This window comes from Miniphocaeibacter massiliensis, assembly GCF_900232905.1.
Classification (GTDB): domain Bacteria; phylum Bacillota; class Clostridia; order Tissierellales; family Peptoniphilaceae; genus Miniphocaeibacter; species Miniphocaeibacter massiliensis.
Window position 1 is genome coordinate 517496 of sequence record NZ_OCTQ01000001.1, and the last position, 22858, is coordinate 540353.

The 22858-nt window shown below is 27.3% G+C and carries 24 protein-coding genes; 4 read left to right on the forward strand and 20 right to left on the reverse strand.

Features of this window, described 5'->3' with window-relative positions; translation table 11 throughout:
- Positions 1–58: 58 nt before the first annotated feature.
- The 19 genes from CS899_RS02665 to CS899_RS02760 form a co-directional block, all read right to left on the reverse strand.
- On the reverse strand, positions 59–349 hold the full coding sequence (locus CS899_RS02665; protein WP_099203398.1) for a DUF1905 domain-containing protein: 291 nt from the start codon (positions 347–349) through the stop codon (positions 59–61).
- Positions 350–438: 89 nt separating this feature from the next.
- Entirely contained in the window at positions 439–1500 is a 1062-nt protein-coding gene (locus tag CS899_RS02670) for an ABC transporter substrate-binding protein (RefSeq protein WP_099203399.1), read from the reverse strand.
- A gap of 9 nt (positions 1501–1509) precedes the next feature.
- Positions 1510–2289: an ABC transporter permease gene (locus CS899_RS02675; RefSeq protein WP_099203400.1), complete on the reverse strand. Its 780-nt coding sequence runs from the start codon at positions 2287–2289 to the stop codon at positions 1510–1512.
- Positions 2283–3107: an ABC transporter permease gene (locus tag CS899_RS02680; protein ID WP_099203401.1), complete on the reverse strand. Its 825-nt coding sequence runs from the start codon at positions 3105–3107 to the stop codon at positions 2283–2285. Before CS899_RS02680 ends, CS899_RS02675 begins: the two co-directional genes overlap by 7 nt.
- On the reverse strand, positions 3108–4145 hold the full coding sequence (gene potA, locus CS899_RS02685; protein WP_099203402.1) for a spermidine/putrescine ABC transporter ATP-binding protein: 1038 nt from the start codon (positions 4143–4145) through the stop codon (positions 3108–3110).
- Positions 4146–4153: 8 nt separating this feature from the next.
- Positions 4154–4693: a helix-turn-helix domain-containing protein gene (locus CS899_RS02690; protein WP_099203403.1), complete on the reverse strand. Its 540-nt coding sequence runs from the start codon at positions 4691–4693 to the stop codon at positions 4154–4156.
- A 176-nt stretch (positions 4694–4869) separates the two neighbouring features.
- Positions 4870–5604 carry an elongation factor P 5-aminopentanone reductase gene (gene ymfI / locus CS899_RS02695; RefSeq protein ID WP_099203404.1) on the reverse strand — a complete coding sequence of 245 codons (735 nt, stop codon included), beginning with the start codon at positions 5602–5604 and terminating at the stop codon, positions 4870–4872.
- Positions 5605–5697: 93 nt separating this feature from the next.
- Positions 5698–9912: a C10 family peptidase gene (locus CS899_RS02700; protein ID WP_164995826.1), complete on the reverse strand. Its 4215-nt coding sequence runs from the start codon at positions 9910–9912 to the stop codon at positions 5698–5700.
- Positions 9913–9922: 10 nt separating this feature from the next.
- Positions 9923–10717 (reverse strand): pseudouridine synthase, encoded by a 795-nt coding sequence (locus CS899_RS02705; RefSeq protein WP_099203406.1) that lies wholly within the window; start codon positions 10715–10717, stop codon positions 9923–9925.
- A 14-nt stretch (positions 10718–10731) separates the two neighbouring features.
- Entirely contained in the window at positions 10732–11541 is an 810-nt protein-coding gene (locus CS899_RS02710) for a nitroreductase family protein (protein ID WP_099203407.1), read from the reverse strand.
- Between the two features lie 13 nt (positions 11542–11554).
- Positions 11555–12142, reverse strand: coding sequence for a hypothetical protein (locus tag CS899_RS02715; RefSeq protein WP_099203408.1), 588 nt, complete (start codon positions 12140–12142; stop codon positions 11555–11557).
- A 16-nt stretch (positions 12143–12158) separates the two neighbouring features.
- Complete coding sequence (locus CS899_RS02720; RefSeq protein ID WP_099203409.1) at positions 12159–12800, reverse strand: hypothetical protein; 642 nt, start codon at positions 12798–12800, stop codon at positions 12159–12161.
- A 566-nt stretch (positions 12801–13366) separates the two neighbouring features.
- On the reverse strand, positions 13367–13786 hold the full coding sequence (locus CS899_RS02730) for a DUF3788 domain-containing protein (RefSeq protein WP_099203411.1): 420 nt from the start codon (positions 13784–13786) through the stop codon (positions 13367–13369).
- A 12-nt stretch (positions 13787–13798) separates the two neighbouring features.
- Positions 13799–14389: a hypothetical protein gene (locus CS899_RS02735; protein WP_099203412.1), complete on the reverse strand. Its 591-nt coding sequence runs from the start codon at positions 14387–14389 to the stop codon at positions 13799–13801.
- A 124-nt stretch (positions 14390–14513) separates the two neighbouring features.
- Positions 14514–15047 carry a GNAT family N-acetyltransferase gene (locus tag CS899_RS02740; RefSeq protein WP_099203413.1) on the reverse strand — a complete coding sequence of 178 codons (534 nt, stop codon included), beginning with the start codon at positions 15045–15047 and terminating at the stop codon, positions 14514–14516.
- Positions 15048–15105: 58 nt separating this feature from the next.
- Complete coding sequence (locus CS899_RS10780; protein WP_099203414.1) at positions 15106–15903, reverse strand: TPM domain-containing protein; 798 nt, start codon at positions 15901–15903, stop codon at positions 15106–15108.
- A 9-nt stretch (positions 15904–15912) separates the two neighbouring features.
- Positions 15913–16473, reverse strand: a complete 561-nt coding sequence (locus CS899_RS02750; protein ID WP_099203415.1) for a LemA family protein — start codon at positions 16471–16473, stop codon at positions 15913–15915.
- A 13-nt stretch (positions 16474–16486) separates the two neighbouring features.
- On the reverse strand, positions 16487–17659 hold the full coding sequence (gene thiI, locus CS899_RS02755) for a tRNA uracil 4-sulfurtransferase ThiI (RefSeq protein WP_099203416.1): 1173 nt from the start codon (positions 17657–17659) through the stop codon (positions 16487–16489).
- Positions 17659–18792, reverse strand: coding sequence for a cysteine desulfurase family protein (locus tag CS899_RS02760; RefSeq protein ID WP_099203417.1), 1134 nt, complete (start codon positions 18790–18792; stop codon positions 17659–17661). Before CS899_RS02760 ends, thiI begins: the two co-directional genes overlap by 1 nt.
- A gap of 107 nt (positions 18793–18899) precedes the next feature.
- Between CS899_RS02760 and CS899_RS02765 the strand changes: the two genes are divergently transcribed.
- Both CS899_RS02765 and CS899_RS02770 read left to right on the forward strand, forming a co-directional pair.
- A complete protein-coding gene (locus CS899_RS02765; protein WP_164995827.1) occupies positions 18900–19796 on the forward strand; it encodes a ribonuclease H-like domain-containing protein in 897 nt (298 codons plus the stop codon).
- Positions 19793–20329 (forward strand): hypothetical protein, encoded by a 537-nt coding sequence (locus CS899_RS02770; protein WP_099203419.1) that lies wholly within the window; start codon positions 19793–19795, stop codon positions 20327–20329. The genes CS899_RS02765 and CS899_RS02770 overlap by 4 nt, the downstream gene beginning before the upstream one ends.
- A 31-nt stretch (positions 20330–20360) precedes the next feature.
- On the opposite strand, the gene uraA is transcribed toward CS899_RS02770, so the two are convergent.
- Positions 20361–21620, reverse strand: a complete 1260-nt coding sequence (gene uraA, locus CS899_RS02775; RefSeq protein ID WP_099203420.1) for a uracil permease — start codon at positions 21618–21620, stop codon at positions 20361–20363.
- Between the two features lie 129 nt (positions 21621–21749).
- Between uraA and CS899_RS02780 the strand changes: the two genes are divergently transcribed.
- A complete protein-coding gene (locus CS899_RS02780; RefSeq protein ID WP_099203421.1) occupies positions 21750–22172 on the forward strand; it encodes a Fur family transcriptional regulator in 423 nt (140 codons plus the stop codon).
- 90 nt (positions 22173–22262) lie between these two features.
- Positions 22263–22835, forward strand: coding sequence for a DUF6434 domain-containing protein (locus tag CS899_RS02785; RefSeq protein WP_099203422.1), 573 nt, complete (start codon positions 22263–22265; stop codon positions 22833–22835).
- Positions 22836–22858 lie beyond the last annotated feature (23 nt).

The following is a 22858-nucleotide window of genomic DNA, read 5'->3' on the forward strand; positions in this document are numbered from 1 at the left end:
GTTATATTCTAAATAACTAGCTTAAGAACATTATTTACATTTATTAAAATTTATTTCACTAAATACAAATAGAAACTTTTACTTCTTTATCTAACACAATATTTTCCTTTTTTCTAATTGCAGCTTTAAGGGGAAGTGAATAAGTCTCTGTTTCTGTATCAAACCACATAGAAGTTTCCCATTCACTATTTCCAATATTAACAGTTACTTTTATTCGTCCCCAGCCTTTTTCTAATAATTCAAAATTTTCTTTTATTTCTATAGAAATATTTTTAGGTATTGAAACAAAAGTCCAGTTAGCTTTTTCTACTAAACATTCATAAGGTTTTGCGAAAAATTCATATTTCATATATATACTCCTAAAATAAATTGTTTTTAATTTGCTATTTATAGCATTATTTATTTTATATAGTATATCACATAAGTCAGTAATATTTTTTAAAAATCTGCCGCTTTTACTTCTGCCCAAATTTCTGTATAAACCGAATTAAATTCACTTGGATTTTTAAATATTTCCATTTTAGGTAATTTCTTTATGTCAGGGTAAGCTACTTCACTATTTTGTATTTCTTCATCTAGTAATTTAACTGCTTCTACATTTGGTGAAGAGTAACCTATATAGTCTGCTATTTTTGCACCATTTTCTGGTTCTAGTATATAATTTATAAACTTTTCTGCATTTTCTACATTTTTAGCATTTTTAGGTATTGCCATTGCATCAAACCAAAGATTTGCCCCTTCTTTTGGAACTGTATATTTTAGGTCTTCATTTTCTGACATTGCTTCCATTGCATCTCCTGAATAAGCTGGTGCAAGTGCTGCTTCGTTGTTTACCATTTGACCTTTCATTTCATCAACTAAATATGCCCTTACTATTGTTTTTTGTTTTATTAAATCTTTTTTTGCTATTTCTAATTCTTCCATATCTCTGCTATTCATAGAATATCCATTTCGTATTAATGATATTCCTATTGAATCTCTTGTTGAATCCATCATTATAATTTTATGTTCATATTTTTTGTCCCAAAGTATACCCCATGAATCAACTTCTTCTTTTACAAATTTCTCATTGTAAAGTATTCCTACAGTTCCCCAAAAATAAGGTATTGAATATTTTTGCTCTTTGTCGTAATCCATATTCAAATATTCTTTTCCTATATTTTTTAAGTTTGGAATATTTCTCATGTCTATTTCTTGAAGCATATCTTCTGAAATTAATCTTTCTATCATATAGTCAGATGGAAATATTAAATCGTATGTTGAACCTCCCTCTTTTAATTTCATATACATATCCTCATTTTGTGTATATTGCTCATATATTACTTTTATACCGGTCTCTTCTTCAAAAGATTTTATTACAGACTCGTCTATATAGTCTCCCCAGTTGTAAACATATACTTTTTCTCCACTAACTTTTTCTCCATTTTTGCTATCATCTTTACAAGAAACTAAAACAAGTACTAAAGTCATTAGAATTAATAAAATTTTTGTCTTTTTCATTTCTTACCTCTATCTTTTTAATTCGTCTGGATCTTTTGATGTTTTATAAACTACCAATAAAAGTATTAATATAGCTAAAAACATTAAAGTTGAAAGTGCATTTATAGCAGGGTTTATTCCCCTTCTTGCCATTGAAAATATAGTCACAGAAAGTGTATTAAAACCATTACCTGTTGTAAAGTAAGACACGACAAAATCATCTAATGATAGTGTAAATGCAAGTATCATTCCTGAAAATATTCCTGGCTTTATTTCTGGAATTATTATTTTTCTAAAAGTATAAAGTGGTGTTGCTCCCAAATCCATAGCTGCTTCTGGAAGAGACCTGCTCATTTGCTTTAGTTTAGGTAGTACAGAAAGTACAACATATGGTGTTGTAAACATAATATGTGATAATACAACTGTTAAAAATCCATTTTCCATATTTACAAGTCTATACAAAACCATTAATGACACCGCTGTTACAATATCTGGGTTTAATACAGGAATATAATTAATATTTAATATTAATGACTTCTTCCACTTTTTCATATAGTAAATTCCAATAGCCGCTGTTGTTCCAAGTATTGTCGCTATTATTGTTGTAATAACTGCCACTAGTATAGTATTTGTAAAAGCTGTTAATATTTCTTCATTTTTAAACAACTCTTCATACCATTTAAATGTAAATCCTGTCCAAGTAGTTTTCAACTTTGAGTTGTTAAACGAAAATACCATTAAAAATACTATTGGTGCATATAGGAATACAAATATCAAAAATACATAGAATTTTTTTAACTTGTTTACCATAATCCACCTCCTGTTTTTTCATCACTATCATCAAATTTATTAGTAATTAACATAGAAGCTAATATTATTGCCATTAAAACCATACTTATAGCTGAACCGTAATTCCAGTCTCCTACTACTCTATACTGGTTTTCAACTACATTTCCTATTAAATTAATTTTATTTCCTCCAAGTAGTGCTGAAATTTCAAAGGTAGATATTGCAGGAATGAACACCATTGTAATTCCAGTTATTACTCCTGAAAAACTCATTGGAAAAATTATTTTCCAAAATGACTGGATTTTTGTAGCTCCTAAATCTGAAGCTGCCTCTAAAAGTGACTTGTCCATTTTATCTAAAACCGTATATATAGGCAAAATCATAAAAGGCAAGAAATTATAAACCATACCTACCATTATTGCACCTTTTGTATAAATTAAATGAACTGGATCTATTCCTAAAAAACCTAAAAAACTATTTATAATTCCATTTGTTGAAAGTATATTCATCCAAGCATAAGTTCTTAGTAGGAAGTTCATCCACATTGGTAAAATAACAAGCAAAATCATTATATTTCTCTTCTTAAAAGGTGCTTGTGAAATCCAATAAGCCATAGGATACCCTATAATTAGACAAATTAAAGTACAAGAAAATGCTATTTTTATTGAATTGAAAAGTACCTTTAAATTTATGGAAGTAAAAAACTTTCTAAAATTTTCTAAAGTTAGTCCCCCTAATTCACCTGATTGTAAAGAATAATACAAAACCATTAAAAGTGGCACTACTATAAAAATTGAAATCCAAAAAAGATATGGATATGCTAATTTCTTAAATCTCATTTATTTCCCCTTTTTCATTATGTGAATATTGTCTGGAATTATATTTACTCCAACCCTTTGTCCAACTTCTTTTGACAAAGTAGACTGAACTAAGTATCTAAAACCATCTACATTAACATTCATTTCGTAATGCACTCCTTTAAATACTATATCTTCTACTATTCCTGTCATCATACCTTTATCTTCACTAACCAAGTCTATATCTTCTGGTCTAACAACTACTTCCACTTCTTCATTTTCTTTAAATCCTTTGTCTACACAGACAAATTTATTATTTGAAAATACAACTGAATAGTCATCTAGCATTGTTCCGTTAATAATATTACTTTCTCCTATAAAGTCTGCAACAAAAGAATTTACAGGCTCATTGTAAATATCTGTTGGACTTCCAATTTGTTGTATTAAACCATTGTTCATTACAACTATTTTGTCACTCATACTTAAAGCTTCTTCCTGGTCATGAGTTACATACACAAAAGTTATACCTACTCTTTGTTGAATATTTTTAAGTTCTACTTGCATACCTTGTCTAAGTTTTAAGTCTAAAGCTCCTAGTGGTTCGTCAAGTAATAAAACCTTGGGTTCATTTATTAACGCTCTAGCAATAGCAATTCTCTGTTGTTGCCCACCACTTAAAGCTTCAATAGACCTTTTTTCATATCCAGAAAGATTAACTAACTTTAACATTTCTGAAACTCTTTTATCTATTTCTTTTTTATTTACTTTTTTTATTTTTAATCCAAAAGCTACATTTTCATACACATTCATATTTGGAAAAAGAGCATACTTTTGAAAAACTGTATTTATATTTCTTTCATAAGGAGGAATCTCATTAATTTTTTTACCTTCAAAAATAACTTCTCCACTATCTGGTGTTAAAAATCCAGCTAATATTCTTAAAGTTGTAGTCTTACCACAACCACTAGGACCAAGCAAAGTTAAAAACTCTCCTTGTTTTATATTTAAACTTAAATTATCTAAAATTAAATCATCTTCAAAAGTTTTAGATATGTTTTTTAACTCAATAGTATTTGTCATATTTCCTCCTAAAAGCTTGGTGGGTTAGTAATCCATAAAACCTTAGATTCACTACCACTTCTATTTATAATGTACATTGACTTGTTACAAGGAGTATAAAAACACTCTTTAGCTTCTAAATCATGTATCTTATCATCCAGTACAAGTCTTACTTTTCCCTTAAGAATATATCCAAAAGTTTCTCCTTCATTTGGATCGTAAACTTTACTTTTTCCTTTTGGCTCTAAATTTAAAATTATTGGTTCCATTTCATTTTTTTGTGCATTTGGAACAATCCACTCAATAGAGTTTCTATTTTCTTCATCTATATTTGTTATAAAATCGTCTTTTTTAAAAACTACCTTTTCTTCCTTTTCTTCTTTGAAAAAGTCTGAAATATTTGTTCCTAAAGCTTCTAAAATATCAAAAAGTGAATCTACAGACGGAGAAGTTAAATCCCTTTCAAGTTGAGAAATAAACCCTTTAGTTAAGTCTGCTCTTTCTGCTAAATCTTCTTGAGTAAGCCCTAAAGCCATTCTCCTATTTTTAATTTTGTCACCAATATCCATTTATATAACCTCACTATATTAAGTAATTTGTAAAATTTATTAAACACCAAGAATTATTATAACAAGCTGAAATTTTTTTACAATAGTTTTCTTAAAATTTTTTACCAAAAGTTTAATATATTAAACCTATTTGAAAATAAAAAACATATCTATTTTGATATGTTTTTTTATTTATTTTATATAACAAGGCCTCCACTAACATTTAGCACATGTCCTGTTATAAATTTTGAACTGTCCGAAGCAAAAAACTCTGCTGCTAATGCTATATCTTTTACCGTCCCTATCCTCATTAAAGGAGTTTCCTTTACTATGTTTTCCTTGTCTTCATTGCTAATATTACTATTCATCTCTGTATCTATAAGACCTGGTGCTATGCAATTTACCCTTATATTAGAAGGACCTAATTCTTTTGCTAATGCTTTGGTAAACCCTATAATTGCAGACTTAGTTGTAGAATAATGAACTTCACAAGATGCTCCTGTTATGCCCCAAATAGATGAAATATTTATTATACTACCTTGTTTTCTAGATATCATATCTTTTATAGCATTTTGAGTACAATAAAATATACCATTTATGTTTGTATCTATCATATTATTCCATTCGCTATCTTTTATATCAGTAAATAAATTTTGTTTAGAGATTCCAGCATTATTTACAAGTACATCTATTTGTCCAAAATAATTTCTTGCTACTTCAAACATATTATCTACTTCTTTTCTTTTAGAAATATCTGCTTTTACAACTATAGCATTACCACCATCTTGAATTATTTTTTCCTTTAATTCTAACGCTTTATTCTCATAATTAATATAATTAATAATGACATTGTAGTTGTCTTTAGCTAAAACTTCAGATATTGCATATCCTATACCTGTTGAAGCTCCTGTTACTAATGCTGTTCTATTCAATGATTAATCCTCACTTATATAATTTTTATTAATATTTTAACATATACTTCAAATAAAAAGATAAAATCTTTATAGATTCTATCTTTTTTATAATTACTTATTCAAATATCCATTCACTGAATCTGGTATTGCATTTTGTTTTACTAATACTATTGGATATTCTTTATGAGCTGCTAATGGTGCTCCTACTACTGCATCTGCAAAATTTTCTCCACTTGCTATTACTATATTCTTTGCATCTAAGTTTAAGGCTCTTGCAACAGCTACAGAAGTTCCATATCTGTCTGCTCCCATAAATCTTTTTACAGTTATTCCTTTAGCTGTTAATTTTTTCTCTGCAGCCTTGGAAACCGCTACTTCTCCACCACCTATTTTTACATCTTTAACTTTCCATTCATTTACTAATTTTTCTGTATTAGAGTTTAAATTAGCTGGTTCTGTTAATAAAATAGGTATCTTTCTATCTACTGCATAACTAGTCATAGATATTGCGTCTGGGAAGTTTGTTCCATTTACTAGTGCAACTTCACTTATTGTTCCTACTTCTTTTTCTATTTCTTTAGCTATTTTAACTGCTGTTGAATATCTGTCTGCTCCCACAATTCTTCTAACATTACCTAATTTACTTAGTCTGCTTTGTACTCCATTTGAGATTACTGCATCTCCACCAATTATGATTATGTTTTTAGCTCCCAATCTTTGTATTTCAGTTATAGTTTTTTGTGCTATACTACCTTTTTCTGTTAATAATATTGGTGCATGAATTATGTTAGCATATACTGTCGCTGTTAATTCATCACTAAATTGTTGTCCACTAGCTATTACTACTGTTTTAGCTCCAGTTTTATACATTTCTTTACTAGCTGCTATTGCTGTTCCATATCTGTCTGCTCCAAATACTCTTCTAACTGTATCATACTTAGTTAATTTCCCTTGGACGTTATTAGATATTGCTGCTGTTCCACCCATCAATATAGCTTTGCTATCTTTATCTGGTGTTACTGGTTTTTCTTCCAATCCTTTTATTGCATTTGTTAAATCTTCTACTGCTTTATCTACTTCTTCCTGACTTGATTCTGGATTGGTATTTACTTCTTTTGCTTCTACTAGTTTTTCCTCTAGTACTTTTATACTTTCTTCTGTGTATTTATCTTTCTCTATTTCTTCTGCTTCTTTGATTTTTTCTTCTAAAGCTTTCTTATCTACTTCTGGGGTTACTGGTTTTTCTTCCAATCCTTTTATTGCATTTGTCAACTCTTCTACTGCTTTATCTACTTCTTCCTGACTTGATTCTGGATTGGTATTTACTTCTTTTGCTTCTGCTAGTTTTTCCTCTAGTACTTTTATACTTTCTTCTGTGTATTTATCTTTCTCTATTTCTTCTGCTTCTTTGATTTTTTCTTCTAAAGCTTTCTTATCTACTTCTGGGGTTACTGGTTTTTCTTCCAATCCTTTTATTGCATTTGTCAACTCTTCTACTGCTTTATCTACTTCTTCTTGACTTGATTCTGGATTGGTATTTACTTCTTTTGCTTCTGCTAGTTTTTCCTCTAGTACTTTTATACTTTCTTCTGTGTATTTATCTTTCTCTATTTCTTCTGCTTCTTTGATTTTTCCTTCTAAAGCTTTCTTATCTACTTCTGGGGTTACTGGTTTTTCTTCCAATCCTTTTATTGCATTTGTTAACTCTTCTAATGCTTTATCTACTTCTTCCTGACTTGATTCTGGATTGGTATTTACTTCTTTTGCTTCTACTAGTTTTTCCTCTAGTACTTTTATACTTTCTTCTGTGTATTTATCTTTCTCTATTTCTTCTGCTTCTTTGATTTTTTCTTCTAAAGCTTTCTTATCTACTTCTGGGGCTTTTTTATAGGTAAATGGGAGTGGATTGAAATTTTCTAATTGTTTTCCATTGTATGCCATAAAAATCCAATACTTATTCCCATCAATTAATTTTGAAACATCATAATTCTCAATAATTATTTCTTTTTCTACATTATTTTCCAATCTAAAATTCTCTGATGAAAAATTTAAAATTTGATTTGCTGTTCCATAATCCGCTATAATAGCTGTGAATTTTCCTTCTACTAATCCTCCAGATGCTTTTATTTTTGTAACTATATTTAAATCACTTGGTTTTCCTGCAACTTTTGGATCTGTATTATAAACAAATCTTGGAGTTTCAATATATTCCAATACACCTGTTGTTTTATCTTTAATTTCTACATCTATACCTTTTCCCAAGTCTTGATAAACTCCAGATGGTATTTCCTCTTGAGTATTTCCCTTATTATAAATAATTCTAGCCGTATATTTTCCTATTGGTATATTTGTTTGATTATATTTTAAATCATCAATTATATTGATACTTTTCTCTTCACTTGGTGAGATTACTATTTGATTTTTACCAATGATATATTTTTCATTTGTATTTTTATCTTCTAATTCTACATAAACCAAAGAGTTGTATTCTTCATTTCCATTATTTTTTAAAGTTAATTTAAATTTAGCAGTAGAATTTACATATAACTCCCAATCAGGTTCCCTTATAAATTCTGTTACTTCCAAATTTACTGTATTTAATTCATCTAAAAAATAAGTAACAGTATTTCCTTCTATTTGTGCTTTTATTATGTCAGATTTTCCTGTTTTACTCGGTATCTCAGAATAATTTGTTTCTCCATCTGCTTTTTGATACATTTTAAGTTCATATATACCATCTGTAACATTACCTAAATTCTGCCATATAATCCCTTGTGGTTGTTGATATTGTCCAACTTCTATATTATTAGATGGATTAAAAATTTTTACTCGTCCGTCTATTTCTACTCCTAAACCAAATTCCCCTTTAAATCCTTCTAAACTTTCAACAAATACTGACCACTTACTAAGCAAAACATCATTTTTATTTGCTTTATATGGTTCATTATTTAAATTTGCAACTTCTTTTTGAGCAGGATAATCTAACATTATCCCCATATTTTCTGCTTTTATTGTTTTTTCTACAATATTATCATCTGATGGTTTTATTCCTACTAATATTTCCTGATTCATATTATATGAACCACCAGCAGCCCCAGTTCCTAGAACTGTAGGATTCATAGCATCTAAGGCATAGTATCCGTTAGCCATACCTCCCCAGCCCCAATTTACATGGTATAAATTGTTTTCATCAAATCCGTCCAGTACAAATTGATGTCCACCCTCTTTTCCACTTCCGCCATAAAATACTGGTCTTTTATCATTTAACTCTTTTTTTACAATATCTTGCCATTCTTTTTTTTCATATGATGAGCGATATAAATTTTTTAATCCCTTATCATAGCCAAAATTCTCAACAAATGCTTGTCCTGCATATAATGATACTGTACCACTGGTTTCACCATATTCCATTTTGGTTGAAACTCCTGAATCATACATAAGCTGTGCAACATTCATTCTTTGAACTTCATCTGTTACACCTTCATAATCTTTAGGCATATTTTTCCAAGCATATACATGATTTGATATGTCTGAACTTAATTTAGTAACTATACCTGTATATGGATTTCTCCATTCGTAACTTGCATCTTTAACCCCTTGATTTGGATAATTATAATACTTCATAACTTGTGCCATAGCAGTAGCAACACACCCAGTAGCTGACCTTCTACCACTTGTATATTCCGGAGCTTTTAAATTATATGGTTCAAGCTGATTCCACTTTATATCATTCATAAATGGATTTACTTTTAATGTATTTTCTTCAGCTATTCTTTTAACCTCTAATTTATCAGCAATTCTTGTGCTAAACTCGTCTGGATTATTTTGTATATATTTAATTTGATCTTCATAACTTGATATCCATCCTTTTAAATTTTCAGGCGCATTATTGTAATCAAATTTAGAATCCTCTGAATAACCCAAAATATCTGTCGCTCTTTTATCTCCTGATACTATAATAAATCCTCCGTTAGATTTATTAAATACATATAATAGTTTAGCATTATTGTCTTCAATACTTCGAGCAGATACTTCATCTTCTTCTGGGTAGACTAATTCTAAATTATAAGACTTACTACTACCCGTTCTTAATTCAGCTTTATTTTTATCTAAGAAACTTTCTGCAACTTTTATAGCTTCTTTATCGTCTCTAAATAAATTACCTTTTTCTAAATCATCAGCTATATATTCATAATCAGTTTTTGATACACTATTGTCATTATCTTCACTACTATTATTTGCAAAAGATACACTACTAATTGGTGATATCAATAAACTAATCATGAATAAAATTGCAATTACTCTATTGTAAAATTTATTTTTCATATTCTTCCTCCTATTTTTCATAGAAAATATTTTTATTTATTAAACTATTCATTTCTATAAGCTCTTCTTCTGTTAAATATCTCCACCCTCCTTCTTTTAAATCTCCTAATTTTATATTCATTACCCTCAATCTTTTTAATGCCACCACTCTATACCCTAGTTCTTTTGTCATTCTTCTTATTTGTCTATTTAGACCTTGTTGTAAAATTATTTTAAATGATTTATTTGATACTTTTACAACCTTTGCAGGTTTTGTTTTTTGATATTTATTTGAAACAGGGTTATATATTTTAACTCCTTGCTCCATACTTTTTAAAAATTTTTCATTTATTCTATTATTTACAGTAACCAAATATTCCTTGTCATGGCCATTTTCTTCTCTCAATATTTTATTTACTATATCACCATCATTTGTCATTAACAAAAGACCTGTTGAATCTTTATCCAACCTCCCTATTTGAAATATCATTTCAGGATAATTCATAAGAGTTGTTAAATTACCTTTTATATTAACATCTGTTGTACTAGTAATTCCTTTTGGCTTGTTTAAAGCGATATAAATTCTTTCTTTATTATCCTTTAGAATATTCCCTTCAACTTCAACTATTTGATTTTTGTTTATTTTCATTCCAACAGAAGCCTCTACACCATCAACTAAAACTTTTCCTGCTTCTATTAACCTATCAGCTTCTCTTCTTGAACAATATCCACAATCACTTATATATTTATTAAGTCTTATACTATCTTTTTTTTTATGTTCTATTATGTTTTTTTCTTTATTGTTTAATGATTGTTTCTTTGCCATTTCTTCCCCTTAATTTACCATTTATTATTATGAATTTTTCCTTTTGTAAATACCTTTTTGTTTTTATTGTTAATATTTTTTACATGTCCAAAAACCACTAATGATATAGGTGTAATTTTCGATGGAATATCTAGAATTTCTGTTATTTTATTTCTCCATTCGATATTCGACTGAACTTCACACCAAACTCCACCAAGTCCAAATGTATGAATGGCTGATAAAATATTTTGTGTTGCTGCTGAACAGTCTTCTATTAAATGTCCCTTTTTCTTTTCTATGCTATTATCCCCGCATACTACAATGGCATACTTGCTTTTAGCTAACATTCTAGCATTTCTATTATTTGCCGCCAACTCTTTTAAAATGTTTTCATTATCTAGTAAAATAAAATGAACTGGTCTTCTATTTCTAGCTGTTGGTGCACTCATTCCTGCATATATTATTGCCTCTATTAATTCTCTATCTACTTTTTTATTTAAGTATTCTCTTTCACTTTTTCTAGTAATCAAATATTTTATATCTTCAATATACTTATTGTTTGGAACTATTTCAATTTCAAAATTAGGTACTTCATCTAAATACATAGAAACTTTAACTTCTAAATCTTCTCCAGAATAACCTAAAGCTTCTTGAAATTCTTTAGTAATTCGCAAAAACTGTGTATTTTTATCTTTTGAAATTAATTTTCCTTTGTAATCTTGTCCATTAATTTTCCCATAAACTTTTATACTACCTTTTGGTTGATTAAATTTTTCTTTTGCATTAAATGGAAGATTTATCAAAGTTTTTCTTCCTTCTGTTGTTATAGTTCCTATAAAGTCCATATTTCCTCCTTCACTATTCTTGTATTAAATGTCTATAATCTAATTTATAAAAATCTATATCTAAATTCTTTTTGTTTATTATATAATCTTTTATTTCTTCAAACTCTTCTTTTGTTACTTTTGCAATAAAATCATTAAATTCTTTATCATGTTTTTCTGCATCAAACTCTTCTTCTATCTCTTCATAATCTTCGTCTTCTGTTTCTTCATCCCATACATAGTCATCTGGTTCATTTGCTGGTTCATAATCATCTTCTTTTAATACCATTTCCACTAAAGTTGCTACATTTCTATGGTGAACCATATTTTCTGCTAGAATATAAATTTCTTCGTTTATTTCTTCATCTTTCATATATTCTTTTCTTGTAAAAAACACTGTTATTTTTATGAACAATTTTCTAGGATCTTCTTCATAACCTTCTTCAGTATATCCAAAAGGTTCTAGTACTTTCTTAAAATCTTCCCATGTGTCTAATCTATTTGTATCTTCATACAATATTTTTGCTACTACATTGTTTGGGAATTTATCTCCATAAGCATATACTGTATAATACATTATATTTCTCATGTTTAAATCCAATGTTAAACTGTAGAATGCCATATTTCCTCCTTTTATCTTAATATTTAAAATATTTTTTCAATCTAGAAGCTTTTGCTCTTCTTCTAGTCTTTGGACTTATGCTGCTCGTAGCTTTTTGTATAAATTCAATAACTTTTTCTTTTTTTTCTATATTTTCATAGTTCATGTCAAAAAACTTAATTATTTCAAATTTTATAAGTTCTCTTTGTTTTTCTGGGAAATCTACTATTTTCTCTATATTCAGATATATCTCTACTACTTCTTGTAAATATTTAGATTTGTTTTTACAAACTATATTAATATTTTTTACACAATTATTTGCCATTTCAAAATTTGCTTCATTTAAATGTGAAAAATATTCATTCTTTATTCTATCAAATAAATTTTCTTTATCTATTTTAGATAAATTAGCCAAAAGTGTAAGTCCAATATCTCTATAATAATAATTCTTATATGACAAAAGACTGTAAAAATCATTCCAATACTTATAAAATAATACTGGATTTTCTTTTGTTGCTTTGTCTAATATATAGTAGCAATGATAGTACACCATTGTATCTTTGTTATACAATAAATTGCTTATAACTTCATTTCTTATATCAAAATTTTCTTGTATTTCTTTCACATAAAAATCTATATCAAAATTTTCTTTTTTAATTTCTTTAATCAAATTTTCCATATTATCTCCTAGTACATATTTATCCTTTATCTATTATTCTAATACAAGTTATATGAAATTAATAAATATGTTATTATATATTATGATAATTTAAGATAAATGAGGTTCAATTTAATGTCAAAAGAAACTTTAATCACAAAAAAATTCAAAATATTAGCTATTATTACCTTGATTTTATGTGTTAACTATGTAATATTTTCAAATATTTTAAAAAACAAAAATTTAGGCTTAAGGCTATCTTATTACAAATTTTTAATTATATCTTTTTTAGTACCTCTAATCATATTAATTATTTCTAGTTTAATAGTTTTCTATAAAAGATTTTTTAAAATAAATATTTTCCTTAAAATTTTAGGAATATTTTTTTTATGATTCTTTTCTTTTGGACTTGTTATAACTTCTATTTGGGGTATCACTTCAATGTCTGAAAAAACTAAATTAATTAATAATAAAAATTACATTTATTTTGATAACAGAACACATTCTTTTAAAACTAAAGTTTATTTTGAAATAAAAGACAAGTATTTTTATAAGTTACCTGGCATGGTATTAAACTAAAAAAGACACTATAACATGTCTTTTTTATCTGGTTTTCTTTTTATTAACATTAATTTTTCAAAATCTTTGAAATGAAAATTATTTGTTGGCATAAACATTAACCATTTTCCATCATGGTATGTTTCTGTATCATAGTATATATTTTTAATCTCTTCTGAATAATTATCTATCTCACTTTCAAATTTTTCTCTCTCTTTTTTGCCAAAAATTAGCATAAATCCTATACAATTTTCTTTTGCATAAAGTCCAAAAAAAGTTTTAGAACCTTTTTTATATCTACAAGAATAATTCCATTTTTTACCACCATCTGCCCAAATTTTCTCTAAAGTATATTTGCTTTCTATTAAATTTGTAAGTTCTTTCCATACTTCAAATAGTTCACTTCCTACTAATTCTTTTAGCTTTTCTTCCATTTTAATATATTCCATATTTGTCACTCCCTATTCTATAAAATCTCCTAAAATATTAGTGTGATAAAACCTATTAAATTCAAATAAATTATTATCTTCTATCTGTATATCCATTTCTGTTTTTTTCATTTTTTCAGCTTCTATTGATAACGATTTCTTAATCTCTATGTTTTTCTCATGATTAGATAAATCAATTAATAAATTAGGAAATGCATGATATTTTAAGGCTTCTTTTAAATATTTATATCTAATATCTTCATTCTTATAATTTGAGCCTGCCAAGTACAATAATACAGATTTATTTTCATTTGTCGCGCTCTTTAGCCTTTTTAATATATTTTCATTATTTTCATTAATTCTGTTGTTTTTTAGTAGATTATCACAGTACAATTTAATTACTAATATTCTAAATATAAATTCATCATAATTTTCAGAAATTTTTATTTCACTCAAAAACAATCTAATTTGTCTAGATATAAGTTTATAATTTTCACTATCCATAACTAAAAGTTCCATTAAATTAAAAATAATTTTATTTTCTACTTTATAATCGCTTTTCCCTTGTATGTATAATTCAAAATTTTCAGCTAAGTCATTTAATATTTCATTTAACTTGTTCATCCTTAAATCTCCTTGTAATTATTTATAGTCTATTATTTAATTTTATAAAAACCTTCTCATTAATATATACAATTTACAAGTACTATTTGTTACAAATTTATTTCATTATGTAAAAAACTTGCTTTTATACTTGAACTATATATTCATATAATTTAAACCATTTAAGATTTTCTATATTTAATCCCAAATCTACTGTATCTATATACTCAAATCCATTTTTCTCATATAAGTCTATCGCAGGTAGATTATTTATTGAAACATCTAATCTAATGGTTTTATAAAATTTTTCTTTAGCATATTCTTTTGAAAATTCCAATAATTTTTCTGCTAATCCTCTTCTTTTATATAAAGGATGTACTACAAGAGTACGTACTACTAAAACCTCTTTTTCAGCTACATCTATTTTCCATTTAGCAAATTTATATACTTTTTCTTGAATATTGTCTAGTATTACAGATGCTATAATCTTGTTATCTTCTTTTATTATAAATAATGTACTTGTGTTCAACGCTTCTTCTGCTGTTTCTTTTACAGGATATACTCCCTTTTTCCAAGAAGGATAATTTACATTACTTTCCAAATATTCGTTTACTTCATTATAAAAATATTCCATTTTATCTAAATCTTCAATTTTTCCTAATACAACTTTATATTTCATATCACACCCACAAATTTTATTTAATACAAGAAAAGAGGCCTAGGCCTCTTTTAGTTTACTAAAAATCTCTACTAGATCCTCCTCCGCCAAAAGATCCTCCACCGCCAGAAAATCCTCCTCCTGATCCTCGACTTGAACCACCAAAACCTCCAAATCCACCATAGTACCCTCCTCCACCAAAAGGTCCTCTGTGATTTCTATTGTTTCGATTATTTCGGTTATTTCTATTCATAAATGAACTAATAGCTAATATTATTATTATTATTGTAAATATTGATCCTATTGAAGAGTTTTTTTCCTTTGATAAATCCTCTAAATATTTTGAATAATTCCCTTCTATTTCTATACCATATTCTTTAATTACTTGGGATATCACAGCATTAAATGTTTCTTTTAATGCAACATCATAAGTTTTTTCACTATTTTTATTGAAGTTAGCTCCAAAATAATCATCAATTATTCTACCTACTTTTCCATCATTTAATATACCTTCTAATCCATAACCTACTTGAATAGAGATTCTATATTTACCTGATGTAGGTTCATATCCTAATAATATTACAACACCATTATTTAGCTTTTCATCTCCTACTCCCCATTCTCTACCTAGTTGCAAAGCATAGTCTGAGGGCTCTTTTCCTTCTAAATCATTAATAGTAGCAACTACTATTTGGGCTTTAGTTTTGCCTTGTATTTCTATATTCGTTTTCAATATATGATCTTTAGTTTCATTTGATATTACATTCATCTCATCATATACATAGAAATCTTTACTTGGACTTGGCATTTTGGCATATGAAATTGTGCTTATAAACAATGATAATATTAATCCTACAAGTAAAAATTTCTTTTTCATCTTTTTCTCCTAATTAAAGTTAACTTCCGGTGCTTTTTCTGATCCAGCATCTGCCTTAAAATACTCTGCTTTATCAAATCCCATTATACCTGCTAAAATAGATGCTGGGAATTTTCTGATTTTTGCATTGTATGTTTTTACTACTTTATTATAATCTGTTCTTGCTACAGAAATTCTATTTTCAGTCCCTGCAAGTTCATCTTGAAATGATTGAAAATTAGTATTTGCTTTTAAGTCTGGGTAAGCTTCTACTACTATATTAATAGCTTTTGTAACCTCATCATTTGCTTTTGATAATTCTTCAGGTGACTTTGCATTTTTAACACCTGTCCTTGCCTCTGTTAGCTTTGTAAGTGTCTCTTCTTCATGAGTTGCATATCCTTTTACAGTTTCAACTAAATTAGGTATTAAGTCCGCTCTTCTTTGTACTACTGTTTCAATTTGTGAATAACCTTCATTTACTTGTTCATCCAAATCTACTAAATTGTTGTATGGTCCAATAAACATCATAAATATTGCTGCTAATACAACTAATACTATAATTATTGGTACTAATATTTTTTTCTTCATTATATTCCTCCAATTAATCTTCTTCTATTTCATATACTTCCATTTTGTCTATCGCTTCTTGTACTAGTTTTTCTACATCTAAATTACTTTCACTTTGTTCTATATCTCTAAGTCTTGGTTTTGTTACTGGTCTTTTTGGTAGAAATACTGTACAACAATCTTCGAATGGAAGTATTGATGTTTCGTAAGTTCCTATTTCTCTTGCTATTTCAATTATTTCTGTTTTATCCATAGCTATTAAAGGTCTTAATATAGGCATTTCAACTGCATGGTTAATTACTGAAACCCCTTCTATTGTTTGACTAGCTACTTGTCCTAAACTTTCTCCTGTTATTAAAGCATCATATTCATATCTTTTTGAAAGTTCTTCACCTATTCTCATCATAAACCTACGAGATAATATAGTCATTTCTCTTTCTCTACATTTCTCTCCTATTTCTTTTTGAATAGGTAATAAATTAATACTATACATAGTTATTTTACCTGTATAATTAGAAAGTTCTTTTGCTAGTTCCTTAACTTTTTCAAATCCTCTATCTGATGTAAATGGATAACTGTGGAAGTGTAGTGCTGAAACTTCTACCCCTCTTTTTGCTAGTAAAAAGCCTGCTACTGGGCTGTCTATTCCACCTGATAAAAGTAAAAGCCCTCTACCAGAACTACCTATTGGAAGTCCTCCCCAACCTTTTACCCTATCTGAGTAAATATAAGCATGTTTTTTTATGTCTATAAATATTTTCATTTTTGGAGCATGAACATCTACTTTAAAGTAATTTCCAAAGTTCTTTAAAACAGTTCCTCCAAGTTTTGGGTTTAGTTCAGGAGACTTTGGTCTAAAGCTTTTGTCCACTCTGTTTACTTCTATTTTAAAAGTTGTATTTTCAGTAATGTTTTTATCTTTAATAAACTCTATTAATCCTTCTTGCATTCCCTCTACTGACTTTTCAACTCTCAAGCACGGGCTAATATAAATTATTCCGAAGACTTTTTTTATTGCCACCATCATATCGTCAAAGTCTTCTCTTGCTGCTTTTATATACAGTTTACCTTGGTCTCTGTAATGATCTTGTATTTCGAAATCTTTTACTGAGTTTAACACCTTTTTTATCGCTCTATCTTCAAATGTTTTTCTATTTTGTCCTTTTAATGTTAGTTCTCCAAAACTAACAGATATATACCAATCCATTAATCTCTCCTTGTTATGCTTCTAATTTCTTCTATATATTTAGTTAATTTTTCTATAAATATAGTTACTTCTTCTTTAGTAGTATATTTTGAAAAAGATATTCTAATTGTACCATTTTCATAACCGTCTGGTAAATGTATAGCTTCCATTACTCTACTCTTTTTACTTTTACCACAAGCCGAACCTGTTGAAACGTATATTTTATCTCCTTCAAGAAAATGCAATAAAACTTCTCCCCTAACATCTTTAAAAGAAGCATTTATTATATATGGACTTGAATTTTCTAAGGTTGAATTTATTAATGAGTCTGAAATTTTTGACAATTCTTCCATTAAATATCTCTTTAATTCATAAGCTTTTTTGTAATTTTCTTCTAGCCCTTTTACTGCAATTTCTGCAACTTCTCCAAAGGCCACAATTCCTGGCATATTTTCTGTTCCTGGAGATATTCCTTTCTCTTGTCCTCCACCTATTAATATAGGCTTAAGATTCACTCCTTCTTTTACATAAATTGCACCTACACCTTTTGGTCCATGTATCTTGTGTGCACTCATTGTATAAAAATCTATTTTAGCTTTTTTAACATTTAAAGGTACTTTACAAAAACCTGGTATACCATCTACATGGAATAATGTATTTTTATTTTTAGATTTTATAATATTTCCTATTTCTTCTATATTTTGTATAGTTCCAATTTCATTATTTACATGCATTACTGAAACAAGTCTAGTATTTTCATTAATTTTATTTTTTAAATCTTCTAAGTCTAAAAATCCTAGCTTATCTACTTTTAAACTTTGAACTTTTCTATCTTTTATATTTTCATAAACTTTGTGTACAGAAGAATGTTCTATAGGCATAGTTAAAAATTCCTCATTTTTATTTCCTGTTAATGAGCCAAGTATTGCTGTGTTATTTCCTTCTGTTCCTCCTGAAGTAAAATAAATTTCATTTTCTTTTACACCTAAAGCATTTGCTACTTGCTTTCTAGCATAATTCAAATTTTTTTCTGACTGTAACCCAAAGTCATAAAGTGCAGAAGGATTTCCAAATTCTTCTTTCATTACTTTTATCATTTTTTCTATTGCTACATCATCAACTTTTGTTGTTGCTGCATTATCTAAATAAATCATAATTGCTCCTATTCTATTTTAAAATTAATTAATGTTATAATTATTGTAACATTAGTTATTATACTACAAGTATGGTATCTTATGACTATATTTTATGGAGTTACAAAATGTTAAATACAAAAAACAATTGTTTCATATCTATTAATTCAACTGGTATAAACAGACATAAAAATAAAATTTTTCTTATAAATTTAATTTTTGAAAATAAAAAAGACGAAATTTTTCAAATTTTTGTAGATGAAAATAATCCTCTACCTTCATTAGAATTATTTAAAGAAAAAATTTCAGATTATAATTTAATAACTTTTAATGGATATTCTTTTGATATTCCATTTATAAATGAATTTCTATTAAAAAATAAATTAGAGATCGTTCAAAATAACAATTTTGACTTATACTTGTTTTTAAAAAACTTTAATTTTTTTAAATTAGATAACTATAAACTAAAGAACATTTATGAATCGCTATGTAAGAAAAAATTTGAATTGTTAGATCAAAAATTTATAATAAAATTATATAAAGATTATTTAAAAGATAATGACAGTTTATTAAAAGATAAACTTTTAGAACAAGGTAGACTTTCTATTATGTCTAGGTATGAAATTTTCGAATCTATAAAAAGTATTTTATTAAATAATTCTATAAATTTCAATATTTATGGTTTAGATTATAGTGTAACTGCTTATAGTTATAAGGTTACTGAAAATTTTATAAATATTTCTTTGTATAATAATTTAGATGAATTTTATGAGTTAAGCCTTGCGTCTGACTATTATAAAATTACTACAAAAGATAATTATTTAAATTTAAGGTATGAAATTGTAAAAGGATATATTAATGAAGATACTTTTGCAACTTGTTTAGTATTTCCAGATTATTTTAATCTTAGAGAAAAATATCCTAATTTGAAAAATAATTTAATTCCTATTATTATAAATGATAATTTAGACATTTCTATATTAAATAATATAATAAAATATACTTTAACCAAGGAGATTATATGAAAGAAACTTTAATATTAACACTTAGTATAACATTTGTACTTTTTACTTTTTTTACAGTCAGATTTTTTGTAAAATACATTTTTTCAAAACCTATTGCAGATTCTCTTCAAGATGGTTCTACTTTTTATTTAGAAGATGATGGAAAATTTGCTTTATGGGCAAGAGCTAGAAATAGAAAAATGAATAAACTACTTGTTGAAAGCCCTGTAATACTAAATAATCGAGATGAAACAGTAGATTTTTCTAGAAGTATAGGAAATATGACTACTTCATCGCCAAAATATTCAAGTGTTAAACTTGGTAGCTTTGTTGCAAGAGCTGGTTCTTATAAATTAAAAACTATTAATAAACCTTTTTCAATTATTGGAAGAATTATTCCAAAGTCAAATAATGAACTTGTAGAAGTTGAATATATTATAAAAAAAAATTTTTCTCTTGCTCTTTTTTTCTTCGCAATATGGGCTATTATTTTAGCAGCTTTTTCTTTATTATTAAATATCTTTATAATAACTGGTGTTATTCCAATTTCATAAAAATAAAAAAGAGTTGCAAAACAACTCTTTTTTATTGGTTCATTAAACCTAATCTATCGAATATATAGAATAATAAACTAAGTACTACTGCTACTATTGATGATAACACCATACCTTTTAACTCAACATCACCAATATTTATTGCAAGTCCACTAAGCCCTGTTACAAATATTACAGATGTTAATATTAAATTTTTAGATTTACTATAATCTACTCTTTCATCTACAAGAAGTCTTATTCCTGAAGCTCCTATCATTCCATATAACAAAAATGTTACACCACCTATTACATCTCCTGGTATTGTTTGAATAAAAGCCGCAAGAGGTCCAATAAATGCCATTAAAATTGAAATTAAAGCTGCTCCTGCTATAACATATATTGAATATACCCCAGTTACTGCCATTACCCCTATATTTTCACCATAAGTTGTAGTTGGAACTCCTCCAATAAGTCCAGACAATGCTGTTGAAAAATTATCTGCAAAGATACTTCTGTGTAGCCCTGGGTCTTTTATTAAATTTCTTCCTATAATATTACTTGTTACAACTTGATGACTTATATGCTCTGAAGTTATTACGAGTATTACTGGTAACATAGTTAAAATTGCTGATACATCAAATTTTGCCAATCTAAATTCTGGAAGTGTAAAAAGTTTAGCTTCCATTACTGGTGTTAAGTCTACAAGTCCTACTGCATAAGCAACTATATATCCTGTTACAATAGCTATTAAAATAGGAATTGTAGCTAGAAATTTTTTAAATACTACTGACCCTATTATTGCAACAGAAAGTGTTACCGCAAAAACTAAAACATGTTCAAAATTCACATTTTCGGTCATTATTTCTGCACCAATTTTCCCACCCTTAACTGTTGAACTCGCTAGTTCAAAACCTATAAGTGAAACTACTGCTCCCATCGCTGCAGATGGTAATACTACATTTATCCAGTCTGTTCCAAATTTATAAATTATAAATGCTAGTAAACATCCTAAAATACCAATTGCAACAAACCCACCTTGTGCATATTCTGGCCCTAACTTACTTATAACTATACCTGCTGGTCCTAAAAAAGCAAAACTTGAACCTAAATAAGCTGGTGCTTTTTTCTTAGTAATTAATATAAATAATAGCGTTCCTATACCATTCATAAGTAAAACTATTCCTGGGTTAAATTTTAAGACTATTGGAACTAACACTGAAGCACCAAACATCGCAAAAGTATGTTGCAGACTAAGTGGTATCCACATTCTAAAGGGAACTTTTTCATCCACTTTTATAATTTTCCTTGACATATACCCTCCTCATTTTTTCCTAATGTAAATTATACCATAATAGCAGCAAATTTTTTATCAATATATAATTTGACATTATAATTGTGGAATGGTAAGATAACTGTAATCATTACATAAAGGAGTGGTACTATGGAAAATATAAAGAATATCGATACTTTAAAAGACATTTTAATCGATGCAAGTATTAGACCAACCTACCAAAGAATAAAAATATTAGACTATCTAAATCAAAATCATACTCATCCAACTGTAGATGAAATTTATATAAGTTTATGTCCGTATCTACCAACACTTTCAAAAACTACAGTATATAATACACTTAATTCTTTTGTTAAAGCAAATATTGTTAGTGAGATACAAATAGAAAATACTGAAATAAGATATGATTTAAAATCTGAACCACATGGGCATTTTAAGTGTAAAGAATGTGGGAAAATATTTGATTTTGCTCTAGGAACTAAACCTTTAAAATCAGATGATTTAACTGGATTTGTTATTGATACAAAAAATGTATATTTTAGCGGAACTTGTCCAGAATGTCAAGATAAATAAAAAGTAAACTAAATTCTAGTTTACTTTTTTATTTGCTATAAAAAATTTAACAGTATATTCTTATATATATTGAACAAAAAGGAAAATTAAATGAAAAGACAAGAACTTACTAAAAATTTACACTATGAAACTTTCTTGCAATTTTACTATTTAAAAGAAGAATTAGTTTCATTTTCTAGAAAAGAAAAACTTCAAACTTCTGGAAATGAAGAAGAGCTTACTAATAGAATTTCTCACTATTTAAAAACAGGAGAAAATCTTACTAAATCAAAAAAAACAAACAAAAATCTATCTTTAAAAGAAATTAATCTATCTGATAAAATTGAAGGTAACTTCGTATGTTCAGAAATACACAGGTTTTTTTACAAAAAACATATTGGAAATAATTTTTCTTTTATTGTACCATTTCAAAATTGGCTAAAAGCAAATACAGGAAAAACGTACAAAGATTCCATAGATATGTATTATAAAATTTTAGAAGATAAAAAGAAAAACAAATTCCAAATAGGAAAACAGTTTGAATATAATAACTATATAAGAGATTTTTTTGAAAATAATAAAGATAAAAGTTTAAAAGATGCTATAAAATGCTGGAAGTATAAAAAATCTTTAATTGGTCATAATAAATATAAGAACAATGATTTGATTGATTTGGATGTTTAAATTCAATTTATCAAAAAGGTATT

What these genes read in the sequence shown, in the direction of transcription:
- CS899_RS10780 (WP_099203414.1), bottom strand. Translation starts at nt 15,903, where the DNA reads ATGAAAAAGAAATTTTTACTTGTAGGATTAATATTATCATTGTTTATA.
- CS899_RS02675 (WP_099203400.1), bottom strand. Translation starts at nt 2,289, where the DNA reads ATGGTAAACAAGTTAAAAAAATTCTATGTATTTTTGATATTTGTATTC.
- CS899_RS02770 (WP_099203419.1), top strand. Translation starts at nt 19,793, where the DNA reads ATGAAAGAAACTTTAATATTAACACTTAGTATAACATTTGTACTTTTT.
- potA (WP_099203402.1), bottom strand. Translation starts at nt 4,145, where the DNA reads ATGACAAATACTATTGAGTTAAAAAACATATCTAAAACTTTTGAAGAT.
- CS899_RS02760 (WP_099203417.1), bottom strand. Translation starts at nt 18,792, where the DNA reads ATGATTTATTTAGATAATGCAGCAACAACAAAAGTTGATGATGTAGCA.
- CS899_RS02700 (WP_164995826.1), bottom strand. Translation starts at nt 9,912, where the DNA reads ATGAAAAATAAATTTTACAATAGAGTAATTGCAATTTTATTCATGATT.
- CS899_RS02735 (WP_099203412.1), bottom strand. Translation starts at nt 14,389, where the DNA reads ATGAACAAGTTAAATGAAATATTAAATGACTTAGCTGAAAATTTTGAA.
- CS899_RS02680 (WP_099203401.1), bottom strand. Translation starts at nt 3,107, where the DNA reads ATGAGATTTAAGAAATTAGCATATCCATATCTTTTTTGGATTTCAATT.
- thiI (WP_099203416.1), bottom strand. Translation starts at nt 17,659, where the DNA reads ATGGATTGGTATATATCTGTTAGTTTTGGAGAACTAACATTAAAAGGA.
- CS899_RS02765 (WP_164995827.1), top strand. Translation starts at nt 18,900, where the DNA reads ATGTTAAATACAAAAAACAATTGTTTCATATCTATTAATTCAACTGGT.
- CS899_RS02665 (WP_099203398.1), bottom strand. Translation starts at nt 349, where the DNA reads ATGAAATATGAATTTTTCGCAAAACCTTATGAATGTTTAGTAGAAAAA.
- CS899_RS02730 (WP_099203411.1), bottom strand. Translation starts at nt 13,786, where the DNA reads ATGGAATATATTAAAATGGAAGAAAAGCTAAAAGAATTAGTAGGAAGT.
- CS899_RS02720 (WP_099203409.1), bottom strand. Translation starts at nt 12,800, where the DNA reads ATGGAAAATTTGATTAAAGAAATTAAAAAAGAAAATTTTGATATAGAT.
- uraA (WP_099203420.1), bottom strand. Translation starts at nt 21,620, where the DNA reads ATGTCAAGGAAAATTATAAAAGTGGATGAAAAAGTTCCCTTTAGAATG.
- CS899_RS02710 (WP_099203407.1), bottom strand. Translation starts at nt 11,541, where the DNA reads ATGGACTTTATAGGAACTATAACAACAGAAGGAAGAAAAACTTTGATA.
- CS899_RS02780 (WP_099203421.1), top strand. Translation starts at nt 21,750, where the DNA reads ATGGAAAATATAAAGAATATCGATACTTTAAAAGACATTTTAATCGAT.
- CS899_RS02750 (WP_099203415.1), bottom strand. Translation starts at nt 16,473, where the DNA reads ATGAAGAAAAAAATATTAGTACCAATAATTATAGTATTAGTTGTATTA.
- CS899_RS02740 (WP_099203413.1), bottom strand. Translation starts at nt 15,047, where the DNA reads ATGAAATATAAAGTTGTATTAGGAAAAATTGAAGATTTAGATAAAATG.
- CS899_RS02785 (WP_099203422.1), top strand. Translation starts at nt 22,263, where the DNA reads ATGAAAAGACAAGAACTTACTAAAAATTTACACTATGAAACTTTCTTG.
- CS899_RS02670 (WP_099203399.1), bottom strand. Translation starts at nt 1,500, where the DNA reads ATGAAAAAGACAAAAATTTTATTAATTCTAATGACTTTAGTACTTGTT.
- CS899_RS02715 (WP_099203408.1), bottom strand. Translation starts at nt 12,142, where the DNA reads ATGGCATTCTACAGTTTAACATTGGATTTAAACATGAGAAATATAATG.
- CS899_RS02690 (WP_099203403.1), bottom strand. Translation starts at nt 4,693, where the DNA reads ATGGATATTGGTGACAAAATTAAAAATAGGAGAATGGCTTTAGGGCTT.
- CS899_RS02705 (WP_099203406.1), bottom strand. Translation starts at nt 10,717, where the DNA reads ATGGCAAAGAAACAATCATTAAACAATAAAGAAAAAAACATAATAGAA.